This window comes from uncultured Xanthomarina sp. (genome assembly GCF_963971605.1).
In the GTDB taxonomy this organism is placed as follows: Bacteria; Bacteroidota; Bacteroidia; order Flavobacteriales; family Flavobacteriaceae; genus Xanthomarina; species Xanthomarina gelatinilytica.
Genome location: NZ_CAXATZ010000023.1, coordinates 1 through 26583, shown reverse-complemented (window position 1 = coordinate 26583; position 26583 = coordinate 1). Strand labels below are relative to the sequence as shown.

The 26583-nt window shown below is 34.4% G+C and carries 27 protein-coding genes; 14 read left to right on the top strand and 13 right to left on the bottom strand.

All coding sequences use genetic code 11. The features are described 5' to 3' along the window. The first annotated feature begins 2 nt into the window (after nt 1-2). The 7 genes from dtd to rlmN all read left to right on the top strand — a co-directional run bounded on the left by dtd (nt 3) and on the right by rlmN (nt 8372). Nucleotides 3-455 carry a D-aminoacyl-tRNA deacylase gene (gene dtd / locus AACY93_RS09485; RefSeq protein ID WP_286854776.1) on the top strand — a complete coding sequence of 151 codons (453 nt, stop codon included), beginning with the start codon at nt 3-5 and terminating at the stop codon, nt 453-455. A 75-nt stretch (nt 456-530) separates the two neighbouring features. Next, nucleotides 531-2432, top strand: a complete 1902-nt coding sequence (locus AACY93_RS09480; RefSeq protein ID WP_286854778.1) for a DUF3858 domain-containing protein — start codon at nt 531-533, stop codon at nt 2430-2432. Nucleotides 2433-2435: 3 nt separating this feature from the next. Further along, nucleotides 2436-4460, top strand: coding sequence for a DUF3858 domain-containing protein (locus AACY93_RS09475; RefSeq protein WP_286854779.1), 2025 nt, complete (start codon nt 2436-2438; stop codon nt 4458-4460). A gap of 2 nt (nt 4461-4462) precedes the next feature. Further along, nucleotides 4463-4789: a nucleotide pyrophosphohydrolase gene (locus AACY93_RS09470; RefSeq protein WP_007648027.1), complete on the top strand. Its 327-nt coding sequence runs from the start codon at nt 4463-4465 to the stop codon at nt 4787-4789. Between the two features lie 33 nt (nt 4790-4822). Beyond that, on the top strand, nt 4823-6052 hold the full coding sequence (gene aroA / locus AACY93_RS09465; protein WP_287005921.1) for a 3-phosphoshikimate 1-carboxyvinyltransferase: 1230 nt from the start codon (nt 4823-4825) through the stop codon (nt 6050-6052). Nucleotides 6053-6155: 103 nt separating this feature from the next. After that, a complete protein-coding gene (gene queA, locus AACY93_RS09460; protein ID WP_007648029.1) occupies nt 6156-7205 on the top strand; it encodes a tRNA preQ1(34) S-adenosylmethionine ribosyltransferase-isomerase QueA in 1050 nt (349 codons plus the stop codon). 126 nt (nt 7206-7331) lie between these two features. Next, nucleotides 7332-8372, top strand: coding sequence for a 23S rRNA (adenine(2503)-C(2))-methyltransferase RlmN (gene rlmN, locus AACY93_RS09455; RefSeq protein WP_007648030.1), 1041 nt, complete (start codon nt 7332-7334; stop codon nt 8370-8372). 111 nt (nt 8373-8483) lie between these two features. On the opposite strand, the gene AACY93_RS09450 is transcribed toward rlmN, so the two are convergent. Further along, on the bottom strand, nt 8484-9311 hold the full coding sequence (locus AACY93_RS09450; protein ID WP_287005920.1) for a choice-of-anchor J domain-containing protein: 828 nt from the start codon (nt 9309-9311) through the stop codon (nt 8484-8486). A gap of 153 nt (nt 9312-9464) precedes the next feature. On the opposite strand from AACY93_RS09450, the gene AACY93_RS09445 reads away from it, so the two are divergent. The 5 genes from AACY93_RS09445 (at nt 9465) to dnaG (ending at nt 15043) form a co-directional block, all read left to right on the top strand. Further along, nucleotides 9465-10442: a polyprenyl synthetase family protein gene (locus AACY93_RS09445; protein WP_287005919.1), complete on the top strand. Its 978-nt coding sequence runs from the start codon at nt 9465-9467 to the stop codon at nt 10440-10442. A 109-nt stretch (nt 10443-10551) separates the two neighbouring features. Next, a complete protein-coding gene (locus AACY93_RS09440) occupies nt 10552-11115 on the top strand; it encodes an RNA polymerase sigma factor (protein WP_287005918.1) in 564 nt (187 codons plus the stop codon). Beyond that, entirely contained in the window at nt 11102-11830 is a 729-nt protein-coding gene (locus AACY93_RS09435; protein WP_287005917.1) for a hypothetical protein, read from the top strand. The genes AACY93_RS09440 and AACY93_RS09435 overlap by 14 nt, the downstream gene beginning before the upstream one ends. Before the next feature lie 31 nt (nt 11831-11861). After that, nucleotides 11862-12944: a hypothetical protein gene (locus AACY93_RS09430; protein ID WP_286854791.1), complete on the top strand. Its 1083-nt coding sequence runs from the start codon at nt 11862-11864 to the stop codon at nt 12942-12944. A gap of 140 nt (nt 12945-13084) precedes the next feature. Further along, nucleotides 13085-15043, top strand: a complete 1959-nt coding sequence (dnaG, locus tag AACY93_RS09425; RefSeq protein ID WP_007648041.1) for a DNA primase — start codon at nt 13085-13087, stop codon at nt 15041-15043. Here the strand turns inward: dnaG and AACY93_RS09420 are convergent. Together AACY93_RS09420 and nadE are read right to left on the bottom strand one after the other, a co-directional pair. After that, nucleotides 15040-15669, bottom strand: a complete 630-nt coding sequence (locus AACY93_RS09420; protein ID WP_286854792.1) for a response regulator transcription factor — start codon at nt 15667-15669, stop codon at nt 15040-15042. The genes dnaG and AACY93_RS09420 overlap by 4 nt on opposite strands. Before the next feature lie 88 nt (nt 15670-15757). Beyond that, a complete protein-coding gene (nadE, locus tag AACY93_RS09415) occupies nt 15758-16549 on the bottom strand; it encodes an NAD(+) synthase (protein WP_286854793.1) in 792 nt (263 codons plus the stop codon). 93 nt (nt 16550-16642) lie between these two features. Between nadE and gldB the strand changes: the two genes are divergently transcribed. Both gldB and gldC read left to right on the top strand, forming a co-directional pair. Next, nucleotides 16643-17605 (top strand): gliding motility lipoprotein GldB, encoded by a 963-nt coding sequence (gene gldB, locus AACY93_RS09410; protein WP_286854794.1) that lies wholly within the window; start codon nt 16643-16645, stop codon nt 17603-17605. Beyond that, complete coding sequence (gene gldC, locus AACY93_RS09405) at nt 17606-17938, top strand: gliding motility protein GldC (RefSeq protein ID WP_007648049.1); 333 nt, start codon at nt 17606-17608, stop codon at nt 17936-17938. A gap of 45 nt (nt 17939-17983) precedes the next feature. Here gldC and aqpZ read toward each other — a convergent pair whose 3' ends face one another. The 10 genes from aqpZ to AACY93_RS09355 form a co-directional block, all read right to left on the bottom strand. Beyond that, nucleotides 17984-18673: an aquaporin Z gene (gene aqpZ, locus AACY93_RS09400; protein ID WP_007648051.1), complete on the bottom strand. Its 690-nt coding sequence runs from the start codon at nt 18671-18673 to the stop codon at nt 17984-17986. Nucleotides 18674-18816: 143 nt separating this feature from the next. Further along, nucleotides 18817-18981: a hypothetical protein gene (locus tag AACY93_RS09395; RefSeq protein ID WP_162138288.1), complete on the bottom strand. Its 165-nt coding sequence runs from the start codon at nt 18979-18981 to the stop codon at nt 18817-18819. 39 nt (nt 18982-19020) lie between these two features. Next, on the bottom strand, nt 19021-19578 hold the full coding sequence (locus tag AACY93_RS09390; RefSeq protein ID WP_286854796.1) for a hypothetical protein: 558 nt from the start codon (nt 19576-19578) through the stop codon (nt 19021-19023). Nucleotides 19579-19647: 69 nt separating this feature from the next. Next, the gene (locus AACY93_RS09385; RefSeq protein WP_286854797.1) at nt 19648-20682 is read right to left on the bottom strand and encodes an HAD family hydrolase; all 1035 of its coding nucleotides are present in this window, start codon (nt 20680-20682) and stop codon (nt 19648-19650) included. A 22-nt stretch (nt 20683-20704) separates the two neighbouring features. Further along, nucleotides 20705-20983 (bottom strand): hypothetical protein, encoded by a 279-nt coding sequence (locus AACY93_RS09380; protein ID WP_286854798.1) that lies wholly within the window; start codon nt 20981-20983, stop codon nt 20705-20707. A 53-nt stretch (nt 20984-21036) separates the two neighbouring features. Then, nucleotides 21037-21246 carry a hypothetical protein gene (locus AACY93_RS09375; RefSeq protein WP_286854800.1) on the bottom strand — a complete coding sequence of 70 codons (210 nt, stop codon included), beginning with the start codon at nt 21244-21246 and terminating at the stop codon, nt 21037-21039. Between the two features lie 266 nt (nt 21247-21512). After that, nucleotides 21513-22307, bottom strand: a complete 795-nt coding sequence (locus AACY93_RS09370) for a neuromedin U (RefSeq protein ID WP_286854801.1) — start codon at nt 22305-22307, stop codon at nt 21513-21515. A 1009-nt stretch (nt 22308-23316) separates the two neighbouring features. Continuing rightward, complete coding sequence (locus AACY93_RS09365; protein WP_286854802.1) at nt 23317-23781, bottom strand: DUF4136 domain-containing protein; 465 nt, start codon at nt 23779-23781, stop codon at nt 23317-23319. Nucleotides 23782-23882: 101 nt separating this feature from the next. Beyond that, on the bottom strand, nt 23883-25160 hold the full coding sequence (gene rodA / locus AACY93_RS09360; RefSeq protein ID WP_286854803.1) for a rod shape-determining protein RodA: 1278 nt from the start codon (nt 25158-25160) through the stop codon (nt 23883-23885). Next, a partial coding sequence (locus AACY93_RS09355; RefSeq protein WP_339611799.1) for a penicillin-binding transpeptidase domain-containing protein occupies nt 25160-26583 on the bottom strand: 1424 nt, incomplete at its 5' end. The genes AACY93_RS09355 and rodA, both read right to left, overlap by 1 nt.

The following is a 26583-nucleotide window of genomic DNA, read 5'->3' as shown; positions in this document are numbered from 1 at the left end:
GTATGAAAGCTGTAATTCAAAGAGTTTCAAAAGCCAGTGTTACTATTAATGCTAAACAGGTTGCCAATATAAACAAGGGCTTGTTGGTATTATTGGGTATTATTGAAGAAGATACTCAGGAAGACATTTCATGGTTGTCCAATAAAATTGCTAACCTCAGGGTTTTTAACGACAAGAATGGTGTGATGAATCAATCGTTGCAAGAGGTTGATGGGGAAGTCATAGTTGTAAGTCAGTTTACACTTCATGCAAGTACAAAAAAAGGCAATAGACCGAGTTATATAAAAGCAGCCAAGCCAGATACAGCAATACCAATCTACGAAAACTTTGTAAAACAATTGGAGGCAGACTTAGGGAAGAGTGTACAGACAGGTGAGTTTGGTGCAGATATGAAAGTGGAACTTTTAAACGATGGACCAGTAACCATAATCATTGATACTAAAAATAAAGAATAAATCAATTAATTTTATTGAAAGCTTTGTTTTTTGAAAAATAAGTCTATTTTTGAAACAGAGAAATAAAGTGCCTACATGATAAGAATTATACTTTTAGTTCTCTCCTCACTAATTTATACACAAATAACAGCACAGGATGATAATTTATTTAATGTAAATACCATCCCTTTAGAGCTTAGAATAAAATCGAATGCAGTTGTTAGGTCTGATTATACACATATAAACGTTATTGACTATGATAAATTCGTGTTTACTAATAAACGTATCATCACAGTTCTTAATAAAGAAGGTGATTATAAAATTGGTGCATTTCAACATTACGATGATAACATAAAAATCCAAGATCTTGAAGTGCGAATTTATAATTCACTTGGAAAAGAAATCAAAAAGATTAAAAAGAACGAGTTTAAAGACGTAAGTGCAGTACCTGGTGGTACGTTGTATTCAGACAGTCGTGTAAAGTATTTAGAATATACCCCAATTAATTATCCTTATACCGTCCTCTTTGAGACAGAAGTTGTTTACAATTCCACAGCTTTTATACCAAGTTGGAGACCAATAGAAGGATTTTATATAAGTACCGAAAATGCTGAATATAAAATCTCAAATTCTTCTGATATATCCGTAAAAGTTAAAACTTCAAATTTTAAAGATTATAACATCAAAAGGCTTAGTGATTATCATTTTATAGCCAAAAACTTAAAATCAATAGAGCCAGAGTCATTCAGTCCAGATTTTAGTACTTATGCACCTTTTTTAAAAGCAGCTTTAACTAAATTTGAAATGGAAGGCGTTAAAGGCGTTAATAACAATTGGGTGGATTTTGGATTATGGATGAACAACAACTTGATAAACGGAACTCAAGAACTACCTCAAAATGTAAAAAACACCATTAAACAACTTACAGCAACTGCTAATACAGATATGGAAAAAGCTAAAATTGTTTATGAGTATATGCAGAATAAAACACGCTATGTAAGTGTGCAAGTGGGTATTGGCGGATGGAAACCTATGCTGGCAGAAGATGTAGAAAGATTGAGTTATGGAGACTGTAAAGCTTTAACCAATTATACACAAGCCTTATTAAAAGAAGTTGGTGTGGCTTCTTATTACACCATTATTTATGGAGATGATAAACTTATTGATATAGATAAAGATTTTTCGGCAACTCAAGGGAATCACGCTATTTTATGCTTGCCTAATAATAACGATTATATCTGGCTGGAATGTACTAGTCAAACCAATCCGTTTGGGTATACTGCAAATTTTACCGATGATAGAGATGCTTTAATAATTACACCAGAAGGAGGTAAAATTGTACGTACAAAGGTATATGCCACTGAAGAAAATATTCAAAAGATAGATGCTGAAGTTTTTTTAGATGAAAACGGAGCTATTCTAGCAGATGTTAACATTCAATCTAAAGGAGCGCAATATGGTGATCATGAAGGCATACAAAACAAAACAATAAAAGAACAGGAATTATATTACAAAAATAATTTTTGGAAAGATTTAAATAATCTTGAAATTCTAAAAATGGCTTTCAGTAACGATAAAGACAGTATTGTTTTTACAGAAGACATCAAAGTTAAAATTCCTAATTATACCTCTAAGGCAGGTAGCAGATTCTTATTTCAGCCTAATGTGTTTAATAAAATAACCATGGTGCCTCCAAGGTATAAAAACAGAAAATTACCTTTTGTAATAGAAAGGGGATTTACAGATCTTGACACCTATAGGATTAAGCTTTCTAACAACTTACATGTGGAAGCTAAGAACGAGCCTGTATCAATTCAAAACAAGTTTGGCTCATATAATTTAAACATCACAACCTCCAATAATGTTATAAACTATAGGCGTGAATTAATACTTAATAAAGGTTCTTATTCTAAAGAAGATTACCATGAGTTTAGAGAGTTCCTCTTAAGTATTAAAAAACACGATAACTCTAAAATCGTACTAAACACCAAAACTTAACCTATGAAATATTTATTATTATTCATATTTGTATTTGCGTTGAAAATCGCAACTGCCCAAGATTATAAATTTGGAAAAGTAAGCAAAGGGGAACTTCAGGAAACATCAGATCCTACAGATTCAGAAGCCAATGCAACCGTTTTATATAGAAGTCAAGAAATTAAATTCGAATATATAGAAAGCAAAGGCTTTGTTCAGAAAAATGAGATTCATGAACGCATAAAAATATATAATAAAGACGGCTTTGATCAAGCAACCAAAGTAATAAAACTTTATAATGAATCTAATGAATTAAAAGAAAGTTTAACAGGATTTAAAGCATATACATATAACTTAGAAGGGAATAAAATAATAGATGATAAATTAAAAAGCGATGGTATTTTTGAAGAAGAAACTAATAGATATTGGTTATATACTAAATTCACCATGCCAAATATTAAAGAAGGTTGTGTTATTGAATATAAATATACAATTGAATCAGAACTAATTAGAATAGATGATATTGAGTTTCAACAAGAAATTCCAATTAGAAAATTAGATTTTAAAATGTCAACACCAGAGTTTTATAACTATGCCAAATATCCAAATGTTAAGGCAGCTTACTACCCTAAATTAAATGAAACTTATAAAGAAACTACGGTTTTTCTGTCTGGTGAAATGCAAACAAAAATATCTCATAATCCAACAAGAGGAACTCGTTCAGATTTTAGTAAAAATGAATGGAAGTATAGAGAAAATATAACAACTGCTAATTTAGTTAACATTCCAGCTATAAAAAACGAAACTCATGTGTCTAATATTGATAATTATAGAGCCATCATGAAAATGGATTTAAGTTCCATTCATTATCCAGATCAAGTGAGACGTAATTTTACAACCAATTGGGAAAAAGTAACAAAAACAATTTATGAAAGTAATGATTTTGGAGAGCAATTAAAAAAATCAGGTTATTTTAGTGATGATTTAAGTTCTGCCATTGCAGGCGCAACAAACCCAATAGAACAAACCTATAATATTTTCAATTTTGTAAAAACCAAAGTAAAATGGAACGGACTTCATGGGTATTACTCAGATTTAGGCGTAAGGCAAGCTTATAAGCAAGGTGTTGGAAATGTGGCAGATATCAATTTGATTTTAAATGCTATGTTGCGTGAAGCTGGACTAGATGCAAATCCTGTTTTAGTGAGCACAAAAGATAATGGTATTCCAGTATTTCCAACAAGAAGTGGTTTTAATTATGTTATTTGCGCTGTTAAATTAAAAGAAGGTCTGGTGCTTTTAGACGCTTCTAGAAATTTCACAAGCCTCAACGTATTACCAGTAAAAGCTTTAAATTGGCAAGGAAGATTAATACGAAAAGATGGTAGTTCAGACTGGATTAATTTATCTGTTCAAGAGCCTTCTAAGGAAATAGTTTCTTTAAATATTAAACTTAATACAGATTTATCAGCAACAGGAAAAGTTAGAAATCAATACACAGACTATAGTGCATTAAAATACAGAAATACCTTTGAAAGTTATTCTAAAGACGATTTGATTAAAGAAATTGAATCTGAAAATGGGTTGTTACAAGTATCTAATATTGAAGTAGAAGATATGAATATTCCTATAAAACCTGTACTTTTATCTTATGAATATGAGCTAAAAGAAGCTTTAGAAGAAATAGGAGGTAGCTACTATTTTTCTCCTTTATTATTTTTAAAAATAAAAGAAACACCTTTTAAGCTTCAAACAAGAAATTACCCAATAGATTTAGATTACCCAACGTCAAGAAAATATATGGTAAACATCATGTTACCTGAAGGATTTCAAGTAGAATCTTTACCAGAAAACCAAAAGTTACAGTATAATAGCACAGAAGGAGAATTTACTTATTTAATTAGAGAGAACGGTTCGATGCTACAAATGATAATTACGTTAGATTTAAATAATACCTTAATTTTACCAGAAAATTATGAGCAATTTAAACAGTTTTTCGAATTATTAGTAAATAAACAAGCTGAGAAAATAGTTCTTAAAAAAGCATAACAATGGATATTAAAAATGCACAGTTGATAGTTGATTCCTGGATTAAAGAGCATGGCGTTCGTTACTTTAACGAATTAACCAACATGGCACAATTAACTGAAGAAGTGGGAGAGGTGGCCAGAATTATAGCCAGGCGTTATGGTGAACAAAGTGAAAAGGAAAGCGATAAAGACAAAGATTTAGGCGAAGAATTGGCAGATGTTGTTTTTGTGGTTCTATGTCTCGCCAACCAAACAGGAATTGACCTCCAAGCAGCTTTTGATAAAAAAATGGATAAAAAAACCAAACGCGATCACGACAGACACCACAACAACAGCAAATTAAAATAACGCAAATTCCTGAGACAGCAGGAGTCTTTTTAAATGAATATCCTACTTCAACAATCAACAATCAACAATCTGCAATCTGAAATCAAAATCACAGGTTCCAAAAGCGAATCCAATAGGTTGTTGTTGTTACAGGCTTTGTACTCCAATATCCAAATAGAGAACTTATCAAATTCCGATGATACTCGTGTCATGTCTCAAGCATTATCGTCTACTTCCAATATTGTGGATGTTCATCATGCTGGTACAGCCATGCGTTTTTTAACAGCCTATTTTGCCTTTCAAAAAGGTCGGGAAGTGGTATTAACCGGATCAGATAGAATGAAGGAAAGACCCATAAAAATACTGGTCGATGCTCTTAGGGAACTTGGTGCAGATATAAGTTATTTGGAAACGGAAGGATTTCCACCTTTAAAAATAAACGGAAAAAACCCAACAAAAAATAAAGTGACACTTCAAGCCAATGTAAGCAGTCAATATATCTCTGCTTTATTGTTGATTGCACCTAAATTAGAAAACGGCTTGGAGCTTACTTTAGAGGGAAACATCACGTCTGTTCCTTATATTAAGATGACGCTTAGGCTACTTGAAGATTTAGGAATAGAAACATCTTTTAAGGATCAAACTATCAAGGTCAAGCAACAATCAGCAATCAACAATCAAATAGCAACAGTTGAATCAGATTGGTCATCAGCATCTTATTTTTATAGCATTATTGCTTTAAGCAAAGTGGGAACCAAAATCACTTTGTCATCCTACAAAGCACATTCTCTGCAAGGAGATGCTGTTTTGGCAGACATCTATCTGCAATTTGGAGTAAAAACCACTTTTAAAACCAATAGGCTTGTCCTTCAAAAAGTAGAAAAGCTAAATAACCTTTCCCTTATTGAATTAGACTTGTCAAATTCACCAGATATTGCGCAAACCATAACAGTAACATGTTTCGCTTTAGGCTTGGAATGCCTACTAACCGGACTTCATACCTTAAAAATTAAAGAAACAGATAGACTTCTTGCCCTTAAAACCGAAATTGAAAAATTAGGAGGTATGGTAACCATTACAACCAATAGTTTACATTTAAAAGCTTCAAATAATTTAAAAAGTCAGGTTGCCATAGCAACTTATAACGACCATAGAATGGCTATGGCATTTGCTCCGTTGGCGCTTAAAACCTCACTTATAATCAATGATGCCGAAGTAGTCTCTAAGTCTTATCCAGGTTTTTGGAACGATTTAAAAACCATCGGTTTTCAAATATCTCAATAATAATTGGCTAAATACTTGACAACGCCTACTTTCAGATTGTATATTTGCAACCTTTGTAAAAAACAAAACACTTTCATTTTAATTTAAAAATTGATAGAACACAATGAAATTATCACATTTTAATTTTAACCTTCCAGACGAATTATTAGCAGAATATCCAGCCGAAAATAGAGATGAATCCCGTTTAATGGTATTAAACAGGGAAAAGCAAACCATCGAGCATAAGATGTTTAAAGATCTTATTGATTATTTTGATAAGGATGATGTGATGATTCTTAACAACACCAAGGTTTTTCCTGCCAGACTGTTTGGTAACAAGGAAAAAACTGGAGCAAGAATTGAAGTGTTTTTGTTAAGGGAATTAAATGAAGAACAACGTCTTTGGGATGTATTGGTAGATCCAGCAAGAAAAATTAGAATTGGAAACAAATTATATTTTGGAGAAGGCGAATCTTTAGTAGCAGAAGTTATAGACAACACCACTTCCAGAGGTAGAACCTTACGTTTCTTATATGATGGATCTTATAGGGATTTTAGGGTGAAGCTAAGGGAGTTGGGAGAAACACCACTTCCTAAATATATAAAAAGAGAGGTGGAACCAGAAGATGAAGAGCGTTACCAAACCATTTTCGCTAAAAACGAAGGAGCTGTTGCAGCTCCAACAGCTGGATTGCATTTTTCCAAACATTTGTTAAAGCGTTTGGAAATTAAAGGTGTGAACCTTGCAGAAGTTACTTTACATGTAGGTTTAGGAACTTTTAATCCAGTTGAGGTGGAAGATTTGTCCAAACACAAAATGGATAGTGAAGAAATAATTATCAACAAAGAAGCAGTAGAAACCATAAACACAGGTATTAAAAACAAAAGACGTGTATGTGCTGTAGGAACCACTGCCATGCGCGCCATAGAAAGCTCTGTGTCTTCCAGTGGTACCTTAAACGAATTTGATGGTTGGTCCAATAAATTTATTTTTCCACCATACGATTTCAGTATAGCCAATAGCATGATTACCAATTTCCATACTCCAAAATCCACACTGTTAATGATGGTATCTGCTTTTGCTGGTCACGATTTTATTAAAAAGGCATACGAAGAAGCCATAAAAGAAAAATATAAATTCTATAGTTATGGTGATGCCATGCTCATTATCTAACTTACAAATATTCTATTAAAAGGCCTTGTTTTTACAAGGCTTTTTTTTTGCTTTACCTAAGATCCTTGAACAAATTAAAAAGTGGAAGTCGTCAATCCAAATTCCTTTCATTACTTTTGCAAACACATGGAAACTAAAAAGAAAGACATACGAGCCTTAAGCAAAGAACAATTACGTGATTTTTTTGTAAAAGAAGGAGACCAAGCGTTTCGTGGCAATCAGGTTTATGAATGGTTGTGGAATAAAGGAGCTCACACCTTTGAAGATATGACAAATATTTCAAAAGAAACCAGACAAATGCTGGAAGATCATTTTGTCATCAACCACATACATGTGGATACCATGCAAAAAAGTGCTGATGGAACCATAAAAAATGCCGTTCGTTTGCATGATGGTTTAATCGTGGAATCGGTGTTAATTCCAACCAGTACCAGAACAACAGCCTGTGTTTCCAGTCAGGTAGGTTGTAGTTTGGATTGTAGGTTTTGCGCCACTGCCAGACTAAAACGTATGCGAAATTTAAATCCTGATGAAATTTTCGACCAAGTGGTTGCCATAGATAAAGAAAGTAGGTTGTACCACAACAGGCCATTGAGCAATATTGTATTCATGGGAATGGGAGAACCTCTTATGAATTATAACAATGTGCTTAAAGCTATTGATAAAATAACTTCAGATGAAGGTTTGGGCATGTCTCCCAAACGAATTGTCGTGTCCACTTCTGGTGTGCCAAAAATGATAAAAAAAATGGCAGACGATGAAGTGAAGTTTAAATTAGCCGTTTCACTTCATTCGGCAATTGACGAAGTGAGGTCTTCCATCATGCCTTTTAATGAAAATTTTCCATTGGCCGATTTACGGGAAGCTTTGGAATATTGGTATGCCAAAACCAAAAATAGAATTACCTACGAATATGTGGTATGGAAGGATATAAACGACAAAAAGAAAGATGTAGATGCCTTAATAGCCTTTTGCAAATTTGCACCAAGTAAAGTTAATTTAATAGAATACAACCCTATTGATGATGGCGAGTTTCAACAGGCCAATACACAAGCTATAGACATGTATGTGTCCATGTTGGAAGCCCATAACATTACAGTTACAGTAAGAAGGTCCAGAGGAAAAGATATTGATGCAGCCTGTGGGCAATTGGCAAACAAGGGATAGCATACAGAAGCTGTTAAAAAGCCATGTGTTACATTATACGCAGTCTAAATGTCAATAAACCAAAACGGTTGGTTTTTTAACGGAGCTCAAAATGATGATCTTACAACTGGATTAAAAAGCAATTTTCTTTCTAAAAACGCCTTGGGTTTCTGGGTTATAAATTTCAATTATGTAAACACCAGAAGCTAAGCCAGAAGCATCTATATTATGTGTTTCTAAAGCAGTTTTTCCCTCTAAAAGTGTTTGTCCAGTAAGGGATAACAGTTTGTAATTAATTTCGCTGTTAATATTGTAAATGGATATATAATGGTTTACACAACCTATTTGGTAGGTAATAGGTTCCTCATATTCGCCTACATTTAAATTGTTTACAGCTACGGAAACATTGTCAACCAGTAAAACAAATTTATCTGTACTGTTATTTCTCCATGCTATATATACGGTTTGTCCATTGTAAGAGGCAAGGTCGACTGTTCTGTTAACCCAATCAGGATTTTCAGCACTTGTGGAAAATAAAACAGTATCAAAATCGCTATTGATATTGGTTCCCGTTGTGGAAATCCTTACTTCATAACCATCAGGATAAGAAGCGTCCTGGGCTTTTGCATCCCAAACCAGCTCATTGTTGGCACTTATGTTAATAGCTGGAGTTATCATCCAATCGTCAGAGGTTTGTAAACTGGTGTACCAAGAACCACTCATGGCTGCTACATCTCCAGCAGGACCACCAAAATTCCCGTTTGCGTCATTCCTATCTATTTCAACCCAAGCATTTGTAATAAACGAAATCCCAGCGTTTATGGCATGTCCATCGTTGTCAATAACAGTCCAACCTGCTAAGCCAGGACCAGAACCATCAAAATTATCCTCAAAAATTATTTGTGAAAAAGAAACATGACAGCCAAAAACCAGAAAAAGTAATAAAATAGATTGCTTCATGGTATTAATTTTTAATTGGTTGCAACAAGTTAAGGTACAAAAAATAATATTAACACTGTGGTTATATTGCATGAAGCACCTTAATTTGAAAGTTAGTAGTATTTCACAGGCATTTTTAGTACGTTTGTTATCAATTTTTAGCCATATTTTCTTTTGAAAATTGTAGAACAAATAAAACAGCCTATTGATTATGAGATGGAACTTTTTGAACAAAAGTTTCAATTGTCCATGTCTTCAAAGGTAGCCTTGTTAAACCGAATTACCCATTATATTGTTAACAGAAAAGGTAAGCAAATGCGTCCTATGTTTGTGTTTTTGGTGGCTAAAATGGTTTCCAATGGCGAGGTTAGTGAACGCACGTATCGAGGCGCTTCTGTTATAGAGCTTATTCATACAGCCACTTTGGTTCATGATGATGTGGTGGATGAGAGCAACAGACGTCGTGGTTTTTTCTCTATCAATGCCCTTTGGAAAAACAAAATTGCGGTTTTGGTAGGTGATTATTTACTCTCAAAAGGCCTATTGCTATCCATAGACAACAACGATTTCGATTTGCTCAAAATTATTTCCATTGCAGTTAGGGAAATGAGCGAAGGTGAATTGCTTCAAATAGAAAAAGCCAGAAAATTGGATATTACAGAAGCCGTTTATTACGAAATTATACGTCAAAAAACAGCTACGTTAATCGCTGCCTGTTGCAGTCTGGGAGCTGCTTCGGTGAAACCAGGTTCGGAGCATGTGGAACGCATGCGAAAATTTGGTGAACTTATTGGGATGGCTTTCCAAATTAAAGACGATTTGTTTGATTATGGCGAAGAGAAAATAGGCAAACCTACTGGAATCGATATCAAAGAACAAAAAATGACCTTGCCATTGATTTATGTGCTCAACCAAGCAGATAAAAAGGACAAGCGTTGGCTTATAAATTCCATTAAAAACCACAATAGGGATAAAAAAAGGGTCTCCGAAGTTATTGGCTATGTTATAGCCAAAGGTGGTCTAGATTATGCTATCTCCAAAATGAAGGCATTTCAGGAAGAAGCCCTTCAAATACTTCAAGTCTATCCAGATTCTGCATTTAAAAATTCATTGGAGTTGATGGTTAATTATGTGATTGACAGAAAAAAATAAGACATTAACCGTTTCATTTTTAGTATTTTAAAATATTCTTTCAAAACTTAGGCAACCTTTTGCATGATTTTTTCGTCTTTATAAATAGAAGCAGTTCAAAACCCTTTTAGTGAAAGTTATACAACTCTACAAAAACGAAACAGTGCTTATTAAAAAAGCCATTAAAAACAATCGTGAGGCACAACACGTGTTGTTTGAGATGCATGCACCTAAAATGTTAAGTGTTTGTAGATATTATATAAAGGATCTACAGCATGCCGAAGAAGCCATGCTGAATGGGTTTTACAAGGTTTTTAAACATCTTAGGGATTATAAGGCAGAAGGTAGTTTTGAAGGCTGGATCAGACGTATCATGGTTCGGGAATCCATATCGTTTTTAAGGCAAAAAAAGCAAATTGTGTTCACTGAAGAAGTGATGGAGGAGGCTCATGGTTCTTCCCTTCAAATAGATGTATCAATGGATGTTGCAGATATCCAACGATTGATAGATGGGTTGCCCGAAGGCTATAGAATGGTTTTTGTCATGTATGCCGTAGAAGGTTACAAACATGCCGAAATAGCAAAACTTTTAAAGATTTCGGAAGGCACCTCCAAATCGCAACTCTTTAAAGCCCGAAAACTGCTTCAGGAACAAATAAACAAACAAAACAACACCCATTATGGCTCCAATTAAATTTGAAGACAGCATTAAGGAAAAGCTTGAAAAAAGAAGGTTAGAGCCATCCACTGAGGCTTGGAATAGACTTTCTGAAAAGCTGGAGACAAATACTGAAAGATCTTCCAAAAAAACGTATGTATGGATAGGAATTGCTGCCAGTCTGGTTGGGATTTTTTTAATGACCTACACGTTTTTTAAAACTTCTGAAGTATCCAATCAAAATCCTGTTTTGGTAGATACAGAAACCCAGGAAATTGAAGCCCTTCAGAAAAGCGGTAAAGAGAATCAAGAAAAACAAGTTTTCATGGAACAACCTCATATGGAAGTTGTAGGCACTTTAGAAAATGTGACAAAAACCAATGAAACCAAAAAAGAGTCCATAACATATTCAGTGAAAACCACCCAAGTTGCCCAAACAGAAAGTCCGAAAGCGTCACAAAAGTTTTTAAAGGATACACTTCATGAACCATTTTCAAGAGAAACAGAAATAGCTCAAACAGAGACACAGGAACATCCAATAAAAACAGAAACAGATGTTGATGCCTTGCTAAAGGAGGCTCAACAGAAGCTTAAACATACTACTACAGAAAAAGACTATGCCATAGATGCGAAAGCTTTACTTCAAGACGTTGAAGCAGATCTGGACGAATCGTTCAGAGCCAAAGTTTTCGAATCATTGATAACAGGTTACAAAAAGGTAAAAACTGCAGTTGCCCAACGTAACCAATAAATATATCATCCATTAAAAAAAACAAACAATCATGCAAACACTTACTAAATTATTAGCACTACTTGTGCTTGGTTTTTCCATACAGTTTATTCAGGCACAGGAAACGTCCAATCAAGATAAAATTGCTGCCTTGGAAGCACAGAAAGAACAGGTAGTAACCCAAGAAAAAGAATGGCTTAAAGCCGAGGTTGAAGCAGTTAATGTGCAACTGGACAATAATGAGATCACGCAGGAAGAAGCAGATGGTTTAAAAGCAGATTTTGCGTCCAAACATGCCTTAAATATAGAAAACAGATTGGCTATAATAGATAATAGAATTGCTCTCTTGGAAAGAAATGAACACGTGCCTTATGATACAGGAGCCAATTTGGAAGGGTTTATTATAACTGTAGGTAAGGATGAAGATTCCGATACTTACGATTTAAAGAGTATATATATTGGCCCTGAACAAAAAAAAGAACCTAAAAAGTACGACAGACGCACCACCAGTGATTTGGTTTTTGCCATAGGATTTAATAATGCCATTATAGAAGGACAATCCCTAAACGATTCGCCATACAAATTAGGAGGTTCCGGGTTTGTGGAATTGGGTTGGGCTTGGAAGACCAGATTGCTTAAAAACAGTAATGCCATACGTTTAAAATATGGAGTGTCGTTTCAATGGAATAAATTAGATATAAAAGACAATCTTTATTTTCAGGAAGTAGATGATGTGGTATCCTTGGAAGAATTCCCCTTAAACCTGGACAAATCTAAATTTAGGTCAACCAATTTGGTGTTTCCTGTGCATTTAGAGTTTGGACCTTCCAAGAAAATAGAACGGGAAAACTATTTTAGGTATTCCACGCACAAGAAATTTAAAATTGGGCTTGGTGGTTATGGAGGATTTGTTATCCAATCGCTTCAAAAACTAAAATACGATGATGAACAAGGCAATTTTCAAAAAGATAAAATTAAAGATTTTAACACCAATAACTTTGTATATGGTTTAAGCTCTTATATTTCTTGGGGACATGTTGGTATTTATGCCAAGTATGATCTATCAACTATTTTTAAAGATCAGGCCATAGACCAAAACAATATTTCATTGGGCTTACGTTTCGACATGGATTAGTTTACGTGGTTCATTTAAGTTAGGCCTTTCTGGTTTTAAAAAAACAGTAAGGCCTTTTTAATTTAATTTAAAAACATTTCGTTTTATTACTTTTACTATTCAATGTATATTGTAATTTTACAACCTCAAATGTTTTTAAATTGATATCAAAATCCACCATAGATCAAGTGTTTGAAACTGCTCGTGTAGAGGAGGTTATAGGCGATTTTGTACAGCTTAAAAAATCTGGAAGCAGTTTCAAAGGCCTTAGTCCGTTTAGCGATGAGCGATCCCCAAGCTTCATGGTCTCTCCAGTGAAGCAAATATGGAAGGATTTTTCAAGTGGCAAAGGTGGTAACGTGGTGGCTTTTTTAATGGAACACGAGCATTTTACCTATCCAGAAGCCATTAAGTATTTAGCTAATAAATACAATATTGAAGTAGAGGAAACCGAACAAACCAATGAGCAAAAAGAACAGGCAAACGAGCGTGAAAGTTTGTATTTGGTCAGTGAGTTTGCAAGTAGCTATTTTCAAAACATACTCCACAAAACCAATCAAGGTAAAGCCATTGGACTGAGTTACTTTAAGGAACGAGGATTTACCGAAGAAACCATAAAAAAATTCCATTTGGGTTATTCTTTAGACGACTGGCAAGCCTTTACAGACGAAGCCCTGAAAAAAGGTTACAAATTGGAATATCTTGAAAAAACAGGTCTTACCATAGTAAGGGAAGACAAGCGTTTTGATAGGTTTAAAGGTCGTGTCATGTTTCCAATTAGGAGTATGAGCGGACGTGTACTTGGGTTTGGAGGCCGTATTTTAACCAATGATAAAAAAGCGGCCAAATATTTAAATTCCCCAGAAAGCGACATTTACCATAAAAGCAAAGTGCTTTATGGAATTTTTCACGCCAAACAAAGCATTGCCAAAGAAGATAATTGTTATTTGGTAGAAGGTTATACCGATGTCATTCAATTTCATCAAAGAGGGATTAAAAACGTTGTATCGTCTTCTGGAACAGCCTTAACGCCAGACCAGATTAGGCTTATTAACCGACTAACAAAAAACATTACGGTACTTTTTGATGGCGATGCAGCAGGAATAAGGGCATCCTTGAGAGGAATTGATTTGATTTTGGAACAAGGGATGAACGTAAAAATATGCACCTTTCCAGAAGGTGAAGATCCAGATAGTTTCGCCAAACAAAACACCCTTGAAGAGCTCACTTTATATCTGGAAGAACACGCGCAGGATTTTATTCAGTATAAAGCATCCATGTTATTTGAAGCTTCTAAAAACGATCCTATAAAGAAAGCAGAAACCGTTCGGGATATCGTAAATAGTATTTCCAAAATTCCAGATAGGATTAAGCGTGAGATTTATATCCAGGAATGCTCCAAGATCATGCAAATTAGCGAAGATGTGCTTTATAGTACCTTGGCACAATCTTCAAAAAAAGATTTACAAGAAGCCAACAAACAATTTAAAGAGGAGCAAAAAGCCTTTGATGTTATAAAAAATCAGCAACCAAAGCCTAAGGTAGATGTGCAATATGAATTGGAACGTAAAATTATCCAAATCTTATTGCTTTATGGAAACAGAACCGAAGATTTTGAGGATTTGATTTTAAAGGAAAACGATAAAAATGAATTGGTTTTAGAGCCTGTGGTGCATCGAGCAAAAGTATTTGAAAAAATATTTTTGGACCTTCAGGAAGACGAGATGGAATTTACCAATTTAAAATTTAAAGGACTATATTATAAAATTATAGACACCTTAAATCAAAATCCCGATTTTGCTTTGGAAAATTTTGTTAACGATGTAGATGCCGATGTGGCCACAGAAATGACTACCATTTTAATGGAGGATGAACGTTATACCTTGTCCAATTGGCATACAAAAAATATTTTTCCAAAAGAAAAAACAGATACCATAGCACAATTGGTAAATGAAACCATCTTGAATTTAAGATGTTTTTTAATCAGTAAAAAAATAGACGAATTAAGCCAGGAGACCAAAGGGAATATAGAAATACAGTATAAAGAGATTTTGGAAGAGGTTGTTGGTTATAAAAAACTGGACAATTTACTATCCAGAAAATTAAATAAGGCACTTTAAAATTCCATCAACTTGGCTCTATTGATCAAATCTACAATATTATCAACGTGTAGTTTTTTCATCAACCTGGACTTATAGGTGCTCACAGTTTTTTCGTTTATTTCCAATTCTTGGGCAATTTCTTTGTTTTTCTTGCCTACGGAAATCAATTTCAACACTTCTATTTCTCTGGTTGACAGTTTTTTATAAGTTGATTTGGTCGATTTGTGAATGCCTTTTGCAAATGCTAATTGACTGGCAAGGTTGTTACTTAAATACGTTTCCCCAGCAGCTACTTTTTCTATGGCTTCCTTAATGGTGATTATATTGGCTGTTTTGGATAAATATCCAGAAGCACCAGCTTTTATGGTGTTTACAGCATAGATTTCTTCAGGTTGCGAAGAAAACATTAGCACTTTGATATTTGGGTGTTCTTTTGATAAACGCCTTAAAGCAGTGATGCCATTAAGCTTTGGTAAATCTATTTCAGATAAAATTACATCTGCTTTCTCCTGTTTTAGAAAATCGAATATAGCTTCGCCATTGCTAATTCCTCCAACAACTTTAATGTCTTTGGAAGCAACAAACAAAAGTTCGATACCTTTTCTAATAATTGGATGACTATCAACAACCAACAGTTTTATCATCTTAAAAAGTTTTAAATATTAAGACTGTTGAGGCAAAAAAGTGAATCATGTTTAGTAAAGATAGTAAAATTCTTTCAAATATTAATAATTATTGCTTTAAATTATTAGGAATCATGCAGATAGGAATGGGGTTCATTTTGTGCTTGTTGGCTGTGTTCAAGCGTTTATAAATTTTAAAAACCTCTTTTTGCCTATCCTCAAAATCGCCTTCTGTTTTATGTTCTTCAACCATTTTCATGGCCCATTCCAGTTCTGGGTACGAAGCACCTATTTGGTCTTCGTCGCTTCTGGCATCACCAAATAAGCCATCGCTTGGTGCTGCTTTCAAAATGGATTCAGGCACGTTTAAAATTTCAGCTAATTCATATACTTCAGATTTCAATAAATCGGCAATGGGACTCAAATCAACACCTCCATCTCCATATTTGGTATAAAAACCCACTCCAAAATCTTCAATTTTATTGCCAGTTCCTGCAACCAACAATTTTTTCAATCCGGCGTAATAATACAAGGTGGTCATTCTTAAACGAGCTCTGGTATTTGCCAAAGCCATATCCACAATGGCTTGCTCACCATCCAAAGATACTTCGGTTTTAAACTCTTCAAAAACGGGTGTTAAATCGGTTCTTAAATCGCTAACATTATTATAATTGGCTTTAAGTTGTGCAAGGTGTTCCTGAGCTCTTGTTACATGGCTTGTAGCTTGATGAATGGGCATTTCTAGGCAAAGGACTTCCAAACCTGTTTTTGCACAAAGGGTTGAAGTGACTGCAGAATCAATACCTCCGGAAATACCTACAACAAAACCGTTTACTTTGGCGTTTAAGGCATAATCTTTAAGCCATTTTACTATGTGATGAACCACTTTTTCTGTTTGCATTTTAAACGTATTTTAAACAAAGTACCTTACCTTTGCCCAACAAAAGTAAAAGAAACACCTAATTAATAAAAATTAACAACCTATTAGTTTTTTATGAAGAATTTTAGTTTACTGATATTTCTGTTTGTAATTGTATTTTCTTGTAAGAACGACAACAAGATTGAAAAGGAGATTGCCAAGATAGACGTTGATTTTATTGTGGAGAGGTTTGATAAGGCTTTTGGAGAAACAACACCAGAAAATCTGGCAGAGACCAAAATAGCCTATCCATTTATGTTTTCGGAAAAATATCCGGACTCTTTTTGGATCGCGAAAGTAAACGACACCTTGCAACAGCAATTAACACAAGAAACAGCTCGTGTTTTTCCAGAGTTGAAACAAGAAAAAGAAGAAATCATACAGCTTTTTCAGCATCTTAAATACTATTTTCCAGAATTTAAGACACCTCGAGTGGTCACTACCACCTCCAATGTGGATTATAGAAATAAAGTGATCGTGACAGATACCATTGTTTTAATTTCCTTGGACACCTATTTAGGGAAGGACCATGAATTTTATCAAGGCATTCAAAAGTACTTGAGGGAAAACTTCTCCAAAGACCAAATGGTGGTGGATTTGGCAGCTGCTTATGCAGAGAGGTACATCTATCAAAAACCACCAAAATCATTATTGGACGAAATGATTTATTACGGGAAACAACTTTATTTTAAAGATGTGGTCATTCCTTTTAAAACAGATGCCGAAAAAATAGGTTATACGCAAGACCAATTGGATTGGGCAGCAGCAAACGAAACAGAGATTTGGCGCTATTTTGTTGAGAAAGAGCTTTTGTTCAGTACAGATTCCAAACTTCCCAACAGGTTTATAAATCCAGCTCCGTTTTCTAAGTTTTATTTGGAGGAAATAGATACTGAATCCCCTGGACAGATAGGAAGATATATGGGTTGGCAGATAGTTAGGGCTTATATGGCCCATAACGAGGTGTCCTTGAAGGATATGCTGCAAAAAGAACCCACAGAGATTTTTAATAATTCAAATTTTAAACCTAAAAAATAAATGGCAAATACAACTTCTACCATAGAGCTTAAAGTAGAATTAGACGACAATAGGATTCCAGAGAAATTGCTTTGGACAGCCGAAGATGGAGGCATAAACAACGAAGAGGCCAAAGCCATGTTGCTTTCTGTTTGGGACAGTAAAGCACAAGAAACCTTACGGATTGATCTTTGGACCAAAGATATGCCTGTGGATGAAATGAAATTGTTTTTTCATCAAACCCTTGTGGCCATGAGCGATACTTTTCATAGAGCTACCCAAGATGAAAAAATGACAGCTACCATGAAAGACTTTTGCGATTATTTTGCCGAAAAACTAGAGCTTAAAAAATAAGAGGATTGTAAAAAAACAATCCTCCAATGGTTTTTAAACTTTCATTTAATCGGTATTTGGAGCTAGATATTTATAAAGCAATCCTGCTAAAATAGCTCCAACTATTGGGGCTATCCAAAACAACCATAATTGTCCCATGGCCCAATCTCCAATAAATAAAGCCTGACTGGTGCTTCTAGCTGGATTTACAGATGTGTTGGTAACCGGAATGCTAATTAAGTGGATTAAAGTGAGTGCCAAACCTATGGCGATACCTCCAATTCCAGGAGAAGCATTTCTGTGGGTGGCACCAAGAATCACAATTAGAAACATAAAGGTCATAACAATTTCCGTTACCAAAGCAGAAGTCATGTCGTAACCCATTGGTGAATGTTCTCCATAACCATTGGCTGCAAATCCATCAGCCAGGCTAAAGCCATCGTTTCCACTGGCAATAACATATAGGATGCCAGCACCTGCAATACCACCAAGTACTTGGGCAATAATGTAACCAGGTAGTTCTTTACCATTAAAACGGCCTCCCATCCATAACCCAATAGAAACAGCAGGATTAAAATGGGCGCCTGAGATATGGCCTACAGCATAAGCTCCTGTTAATACAGTTAAACCAAATGCAGCTGCCACACCTGCAAACCCAATACCTAGTTCTGGAATTCCTGCAGCAAGCACAGCACTTCCGCAACCTCCCAGTACCAACCAGAAGGTTCCAATAAATTCAGCTAAAAGTTTTTTCATATTTTCAATGATTAGTTAGTAATTAAATGATATGTAGTTAATTAGATTGAAGGTAAAAAAAAATTTAAAGTTTTTAATAAAAATAATGGTAGTATGGAATGGAATTTTTTTTAAGATTAAAAACTATTCTAAAGCAAATTGTTTTAATGGGTTTTTAGGGTTCCATTATAAACACGGATTCTTAAAATAAAATCGCTTGAACTGTTGTTGGTTTCAGTGTTGTTTTTGGTTTCATTAAAGATTAAGTAGAGTTCAAACTTCCAATCGTTCTTCAATTTATAACCCAATCTAGGCGAAATTCTTACCAAATCGTTAAAACGATCGGATTTTTTTAAATTTAAAAATATCTAAAAACTCATGGGAATGTATAAGCCATTAGTGAATTTAACCACATGTTTTTTCCAATTCAGTTCGGTAGAAATCCGGTATCTTAATCGGTAACCAGCTGTCCAACCAGAGTTGTTAAATGTATTTTGAAACCGTTCTTCCAAACGTACATAGTTAATAAGATCAATGCCTTTAAGGGTGGGAATGCTAAATTTAAACCCTTGAGAGAGTCTGAATTCTAAGTTATCGTCTGCATCATAATTTTGGGTGTAGATAATTCCAGCACCCAACATAAACGACTCTATAAAGGGTTTTTCCAGATTTACAATACCCAAACTTTTTTTGTGAAGGAGATTGATGTGAGAAAGTACCAAAAATCTATTGAACACATTGGGAGATATTTTTCTAAAACCTATTTGTGTGTTTAAAACCTTTAAACTGTCTATGTTGTTTTTAAAATTGTAATCCAACCATAGCTGTTGGTTTACTTTTACGTCTTGATCTTTACTAAAATCTTGGGCCTTAACATGAAAGCTTAACAAAACAATCCAAAACAAATAAAGAAATTGATGTTTCATTACACTTTCAAATCTCAAGAAATAACCTTTAAATTTACTGTTATTTAACCAAATGGGTTACATCGCTTCTCATTCCTTTTGAAAAGGGTAAATGGTTTTCCAATCGTTTTTCATGTCTATAATGGTCCAACCTTTTTCTAAGGCCTCATCCAAACCTTTGTTGAATTGCCCTATATGTGATTCCCTGTCGTAGGCCCATTCCCTGTCTGCATCTGTATGATGTAAATATAGCTGAAAGGATTTGTATGGGTTTGAATCTGTCCATTGCATCATTTGTAAGTCGCCATCGGAATTTCCAGAAGCAAAAACAGGCTTTCTTCCTATAAATTTATTTATACCAACGGGTTTTCCTGCTTTATCGTCTATAAAATCAATTTTTGATAAACGTCTTATAACTGGGGCTCCATTGTTATAATCATATTCGGTAGCGATACTGCTTCCAACTACTTGATCTTTGGGAATGCCGTAAGCTTCTTCAACCCAAGGCCTCATAAATTCTATGCCTCCACCAGAAACTATAAAGGTTTTAAAATCGTTGGTTCTTAAATAGTCTAAAAGTTCTAACATAGGTTGATAGATTAATTGGTTATAGGGTTTGTTGAATCTTGGGTGCTGGGCAGTTTCCAACCAATTTTTCACCAACAGTTCAAATTCATCTGTGGTAATACCAGCATGTGTTGCCATGATCAACTCCATAATCCCCTTTTCACCTGAAGCAATCAATGTTTTCATGTCATTTTCCAATACCGCTTTAAAAGGCTGTTTGTTCTGCCATTCTGGATGGTCTTTTGCAAGTTCTTTTACCCGATCCATAGCAAAGAACAACTGGAAATAAGCTGGTTGTTCGGACCATAAATTGCCATCATTGTCAAAGGTTGCTATTCTGTCTATTTCTGGAATAAAATTGGCACTTTCTTTATTGGTCACATCATTGATATAATCTATAATGGCTGCTTTGGTTTTGCCTTCGTTCCATGAAGGTAGAGGATCTATTTTAAAGCTGGTAGTATCCTTGACCACAACTTCCACTTGCTTGTTTTCAGATTTTTTCAAACAACCTGTTAAAAGCAAAAAACTGATGCTTAGAATGGCAATATTTTTCATGGTTTTTTTTATTTAAATTAAGTTAAAATTTTTGTGCAACACCTATACCCAAAGAGAATGAATTGTAGGCACTGAATTTTATGTCGTTTGCAATGTTGCTCACAAGTTCCCAGTTTTCGTGAAATGGATAACCGTATTCTATTCCTAGACGCAATAAGGCAAAATTTTCTTCTTTTGAAAATTCCCCACCAAGTCCCAATAAAGCAGAAAAGTTGTTGCAAAATTTATAAAAGCTAACATTGGCTGGAGCTATAGGGGAACTTCGTTCTACCATGTTGTTATCTTCAGAAAATGTTTCCACTGTAAAATCCTCAATAACAATGTCTGTATGGAGTCCGATAGCCCATTTGTTATTTATTTCATAATTGTAATTAGTTCAAAAGATGGAACATATTTCCATGTTTTTTCTCCGTTTTCATTTAGCGCTTCTTGAATTTGCGTGTGTGCCAATAAGAACTGAATGGAATGGTGTTTTTCTTCTGAATTTGTATTTTCTTGTGCTTTAGAAATATTGGGAATATATATAAAGACAAATAAAAGAAAATTGAAAACAGTTTTTTTCATTGGTTGGTTTTGTCTTTTAATGGGTTAGGATTAAAATTAAACTTTTTAATGAAGCTGTCAAAAGAAAATTTTAAGCTTTATCAAAATTGATATACTAAAACACTAAAGACATTTTAGAAATATCTTTAGTGTTAGTTCGTGACGTGCTTTTCTTTTTTTTATTGAATCTAAAAACGCCATGTCTCTTTAACATCAATCATGATTTTTTTTTTAATATATCTATCAACGATCATCCTCATGGTTAATATTGCTGTAGTTTGATGATTTTATTTGTATTTCAGAATAAAAGTTGCTTGAGCCTGAATCAACCAATCGGCATCTGTGGGATGAGCTATAAATTTATACACACCTGCTTTTACATTTATGGGTAGGTATCTATTGTGAGTGATCAGTTTTCCGGCACCAACTCCCAAAGGAATGGTCCATTGATTGTTGTTTGTGGCATTCCAATCAGCCGTAATGTTTGGATTGGAATACAGGTACCAACCATTCTTTAAATTTTTGGATAGTAGAATCTGTGTGTATAGGTAATTGACATTCTGAGCATTGCTAGGGCCAGCAACGGAAAAGTAATTTTGTAATATTAGGCCATAGGTTAGGCCATTGCTTTGTTTTAAAGCTGCCAGAGAAGGTCCGATGGAAAATTTTTCAAAGCCCAATCCTTTTATGCCTGTAGGCAACATAAGGGCAGGACCAGCTCCCCAAGAAAAACTGCCTTCTTTTGCAGGTGTAATGGTTCCAGTGAACATGACATTTCCAACCCCATTGCTATAGCTTGATGTTGAGGGAACATTCATAAATGGAACAAAGGCACGTGTAATCAACAACCAGTTCTCTGTAAGTCTTACAGGAATTACAGCTTGTAAGTTAAGGATGTTGGAATTCTTGTTGTTAATGGATAGATTATAATCCAAAGGAATGCTTGCCATGTTGGCAATGGGGTTTTGAATTTTATCCTGTAAACTTTTGCCGTCTTCAGGATCTGCACTTGTTCTGTTTTCTTGTGCCATTAAAGGAATTGCAACCAGCATGGCAAACGCACATAGAAATTGTCTTTTCATGAGTTGATAGGTTTAAATGAAACAAATAATTTGCTATCAATCAGACTAAAAGTGTGTTTTAGGGAGAACGGTTGTCAAGAATAAAGATACTTAAAAAAGTTTTTTAAATAAATTAAATAAGAAATATTAATTATTCAATGCCACCTGGCTTAAAAAGATGTATTATTTTTTAAAATTATTCTAGTATTGGCTATTAAGTATAAAGTAAATTTAACTCCATAGGTAGAATTTGGGCTGTGTAATTAACCATAACAAATTATTTTGCAAAAATATTTTTATGGTTTTCCTAATATACAGGTTAATTTTATGATGCTTATTTCCATCTTTTTTTGCATTTAATCGATAAGATTTATATTACAAAGTCTTACAAATTAACATTGCCAATTTTTACTACCTCACTTCATACAGTTGCATATTGAATTAGGCTTCTTAAAGTTGCCTAAAGACTGTTTACATAGTGGTGTTTTTTTTAGTATAATACACTAGCAAAAAATTAGTTTTTGGAGAAGCAAACGGTGTTGCAATGTTGTTTTTATTTAACAGTCAACATGCACTGTCTTTGCTTTCAGGTTAATTGTTTTTGATTTCAATTTTATGGACCTATATTAGGTTTAGAAAATGTTACGTTTATATAAAAGCGTATGTCATTTTATTTATGTATCAAACTTATTGATTAAATTGTATAAAATGAACACTGTTAATTGTATACCTTAAAGAATTAACAAAAATGGTAAAAGGAAACTAGCTTCTTTAGATTTAGGAAATATGACCCTAAAAAAGTTGGAAATTAAATGTTAAAAGAGCATTTTAATACTACCAATGGATTTAAAAATGTCTAAACAGTAAAATAAGGATTCATATACATTTGATATGGAAAAGTGGGTATATGATGCGCTTATTTTTTAATGGGGTCAACAGGGAATCTTTTCATAAGTTTTTTAATGTTTTTGGGAATGGATTTCTCTCTTTTTTCTGATTTTTCTTGAACTTCAGTGGTCATGTCTCCTTGTCATATTAATTTTTTTTGTGCGGTATCATACAGGTCAATAACAATAGTGCCTTCTCTGTATTCATTTTCACTAAGAGATGTAGAGGCACTACCAACACCTCCATAAATACCTCTTCCAAACCCCCATCGTCCAGCATAACCCAATCCACCATTAAAGTTGGTATATGCTGTAATGTTAGATTTATTTTTTATAACTAAATATAGTGTTACTGTGGCATCGCCATTTGCATCTACCAGTTTAATGCCTCTAGAGTTAAATTCGTTGGTTAAAGCATCTGTGATTCTTTTTTTGTCGAAATCGTTTAAAATTTTGTCACTTTCTTTTTCCCAGCCTCCAAAGCTAACTGTTTTATATTTTTTGAAATCTGTACTTTTATCATAGTCACTGTTTACTTGTGCAATACTGTTACTTGTAAAAATGAATATTGTGACTAGGATACCGAATGTATTGAATAGATTTTTCATAAAATGTTACTGTGTAATGATATATAGATGATTAGTATTGAAAAATAAAGGAAAAAAAAATCTTAAAATATCGTTTTATAATAAATGGAGTAATTAAATTTTTACCACTCATTAATTCTATTGGAATCCAGTTTAATAAAAATAAACAATAAAATAGTAAAGCCCCAAAGTCCTGAGCCACCATAGCTAAAGAAAGGTAACGGAATTCCAATGGTTGGTATCAATCCCATAACCATGCCTATATTAATCATGAAATGGAAAAAAAGTATGGATGCCACACTGTAGCCATAGACACGACTAAATTGTGACTTTTGTAGTTCGGAAAGGTGCAAAATACGGAGTAATAACAGGACAAAAAGCACTACTACAAAAGTGGTGCCAGCAAAACCCCATTCTTCGCCAACTGTACTGAAAATGTAATCAGTATGCTGTTCTGGAACAAATTTCCCTGTAGTTCTAGTGCCTTCCAAAAATCCTTTGCCAGTTAAACCTCCAGAGCTTATGGCTTTTTCAGATTCGTAGAGATTGTATAAAATATCCCTTCTCATTTGGGCAATTTTATCAGGATCTTTTTCCAGTCTTAACCACAAACTTATTCGGTCTTGTTGATGAGGTTGCAGAATGTTTTGATAGAAAAATTTAATCCCAAAACTTAAAACCAAACAGGTTGCAATAGCAAATAGGGTTTGTAGTATTCGAGGTTTTTTTCTTCTTGTAAAGTGATAAGCCAAAATTAAAATGGTAAAGACAATTCCAGTGATCGTGGCTCCAAACTTTAATGAACTTACAGAAATAAATATAAGCAACAGACTTAGTGTCAAGTAAATTTTTGGCAGTCCTTCCCTGTAAAAAACAAAAAAGAAAGACGCGTACACAACGGTACTTCCTGCATCATTTTGAAGTAAAATTAAGATAGCTGGAATAGCTATAATTATAAAGGCTTTAATTTGGTCTTTAAAATTTTTTATATCTGTTTGTAAATCGCTTAAAAACTTTGCAACAGCAAGAGCTGTTGCAGCTTTGGCAAATTCACTGGGTTGAATGGTCATACCACCAATGGCATACCAAGAGGTAGCACCATTTACATTTTTTCCGGCAATAAACAAACCAACCAATGACAACATGGAGACAATGTAAATAATACTGGAGAAACGTTCATAAAATTTTGATTCTATGGAAAGAATAAGAATAATCAATAAAACCGTTAAGGCTATAAACATCAGCTGCTTGCCATAAGGTTGGGAAAAATCAAAATAATCAATGGTTTCCCCAACATGAGAAGCAGATAAGATGTTTAGCCAACCAAAACCAACAAGCAGTAAAAATATGATGATGGTGATCCAATCGAACCTAAAATATCTATTTGTCTCTCTATACATTAGTTGTTAATTGTAAACGGTTTTCCAGAATACGGCTTGGCATATTCTTCCTCCAAGCTTTTATCTAAAACCATTTGTTCCATTTGTTTCAATGTTACTTCGCCCTTTAAATATTTTTCTATCATCAAACTAGCTATTCTACCAGCCCAACGTGCGCCATAATAACCATTTTCAACAAAAACGGCTAAAGCTATTTTAGGGTCGTCTTTTGGGGCAAAGGCTATAAAAATGGAATGGTCTGTTAATTGGGTTCTTTTGCCATCTATAATAGTGAAATTTTCTGCTGTTCCGGTTTTTCCACAAACATCTATCCCTGGGACTTTTAAAAACCAAGCTGTTCCGTTGTTGTACACATCAAAAAGTCCTTGAATTACGGGATCAAAATGTTTTGGATCTATTGTGGTTTGGTTTTTTGTGGTGTATTTTTTGTCTATAGGTTTTCCTTCTATATGTTTAATAATATGTGGTGTGTAGTAATACCCTTTATTAGCAATGGCAGCTGTGGCATTGGCCAGTTGTATTGGTGTTACTAAAACCTCTCCTTGACCAATGGAGTTGGAGATAATGGTGGTGGCTCCCCAATTAAAATCTGGATACCATTTATCGTAATAGGCACCATCAGGAATATTCCCCTTTTTTCCTATGGCCAAATCGTAACCCAAAAAATTTCCAAATCCAAAACTTTTCATATGGTCACTCCATATATCCATAGCTTTTCCAGCATCTGGATATAAATCAATATTTTTTCTAAAGGCGTTGGCAAAATAGGAATTACAAGATTTAGCAATCCCTAAAACCAAATCCCTTTTTCCACCACCACAATGGCAACCCATGGTACCTCTTCTTCCATAGTGATAAACACCAGAACAATAAAGCGTGGTTTGAGGTGTGATGGCATGTTCCTGTAAAGCTACCAAAGACACAAACACTTTAAATGGCGAACCAGGTTCGTGCATACGCAAGAGTCCTCTGTCAATTAAAGGTCTATTAATGGTGTCGTTGTAAAGCTTAGTGAAATTTCTGGAACGTTGTCTTCCAACTAATAAATTAGGGTCGTAGGTTGGCGCAGATACCAGTGCCAATATTTCTCCAGAACTTGGTTCAATAGCTACAATGCCACCATGTTTTTTTTGCATTAAACGCTCGCCATATTCTTGCAAATCGGCATCAATGGAAATGGTAATGTCCTTCCCTTGTTGAGGTACTGTATCGTATATGCCATCTTTATAGGGACCAATGTCTCTGTTAAATCTATCTTTTTGAATAAACTTTATTCCTTTAACACCTCTAAGCTCTTCCTCGTAAGAAAGTTCCACGCCTTGTTTTCCAATCAAGTCTCCCATGTTGTAGTATGGATCGTTGTCTATTTGGTACTGTGTCGCTTCGGCAATATAACCCAACACATTGGCTCCAATGGTTGTTT

Bases quoted from the DNA above. Each gene is read 5' to 3' on its own strand.
- AACY93_RS09435 (WP_287005917.1), top strand. From the start codon at position 11,102: ATGGCTCCAATTAAATTTGAAGACAGCATTAAGGAAAAGCTTGAAAAA.
- AACY93_RS09430 (WP_286854791.1), top strand. From the start codon at position 11,862: ATGCAAACACTTACTAAATTATTAGCACTACTTGTGCTTGGTTTTTCC.
- dtd (WP_286854776.1), top strand. From the start codon at position 3: ATGAAAGCTGTAATTCAAAGAGTTTCAAAAGCCAGTGTTACTATTAAT.
- AACY93_RS09385 (WP_286854797.1), bottom strand. From the start codon at position 20,682: ATGAAAAATATTGCCATTCTAAGCATCAGTTTTTTGCTTTTAACAGGT.
- queA (WP_007648029.1), top strand. From the start codon at position 6,156: ATGAAATTATCACATTTTAATTTTAACCTTCCAGACGAATTATTAGCA.
- AACY93_RS09470 (WP_007648027.1), top strand. From the start codon at position 4,463: ATGGATATTAAAAATGCACAGTTGATAGTTGATTCCTGGATTAAAGAG.
- AACY93_RS09365 (WP_286854802.1), bottom strand. From the start codon at position 23,781: ATGAAAAATCTATTCAATACATTCGGTATCCTAGTCACAATATTCATT.
- AACY93_RS09370 (WP_286854801.1), bottom strand. From the start codon at position 22,307: ATGAAAAGACAATTTCTATGTGCGTTTGCCATGCTGGTTGCAATTCCT.
- rlmN (WP_007648030.1), top strand. From the start codon at position 7,332: ATGGAAACTAAAAAGAAAGACATACGAGCCTTAAGCAAAGAACAATTA.
- AACY93_RS09390 (WP_286854796.1), bottom strand. From the start codon at position 19,578: ATGAAACATCAATTTCTTTATTTGTTTTGGATTGTTTTGTTAAGCTTT.
- aqpZ (WP_007648051.1), bottom strand. From the start codon at position 18,673: ATGAAAAAACTTTTAGCTGAATTTATTGGAACCTTCTGGTTGGTACTG.
- AACY93_RS09450 (WP_287005920.1), bottom strand. From the start codon at position 9,311: ATGAAGCAATCTATTTTATTACTTTTTCTGGTTTTTGGCTGTCATGTT.
- AACY93_RS09420 (WP_286854792.1), bottom strand. From the start codon at position 15,669: ATGATAAAACTGTTGGTTGTTGATAGTCATCCAATTATTAGAAAAGGT.
- gldC (WP_007648049.1), top strand. From the start codon at position 17,606: ATGGCAAATACAACTTCTACCATAGAGCTTAAAGTAGAATTAGACGAC.
- AACY93_RS09480 (WP_286854778.1), top strand. From the start codon at position 531: ATGATAAGAATTATACTTTTAGTTCTCTCCTCACTAATTTATACACAA.
- nadE (WP_286854793.1), bottom strand. From the start codon at position 16,549: ATGCAAACAGAAAAAGTGGTTCATCACATAGTAAAATGGCTTAAAGAT.
- rodA (WP_286854803.1), bottom strand. From the start codon at position 25,160: ATGTATAGAGAGACAAATAGATATTTTAGGTTCGATTGGATCACCATC.
- aroA (WP_287005921.1), top strand. From the start codon at position 4,823: ATGAATATCCTACTTCAACAATCAACAATCAACAATCTGCAATCTGAA.
- gldB (WP_286854794.1), top strand. From the start codon at position 16,643: ATGAAGAATTTTAGTTTACTGATATTTCTGTTTGTAATTGTATTTTCT.
- AACY93_RS09375 (WP_286854800.1), bottom strand. From the start codon at position 21,246: ATGAAAAAAACTGTTTTCAATTTTCTTTTATTTGTCTTTATATATATT.
- AACY93_RS09475 (WP_286854779.1), top strand. From the start codon at position 2,436: ATGAAATATTTATTATTATTCATATTTGTATTTGCGTTGAAAATCGCA.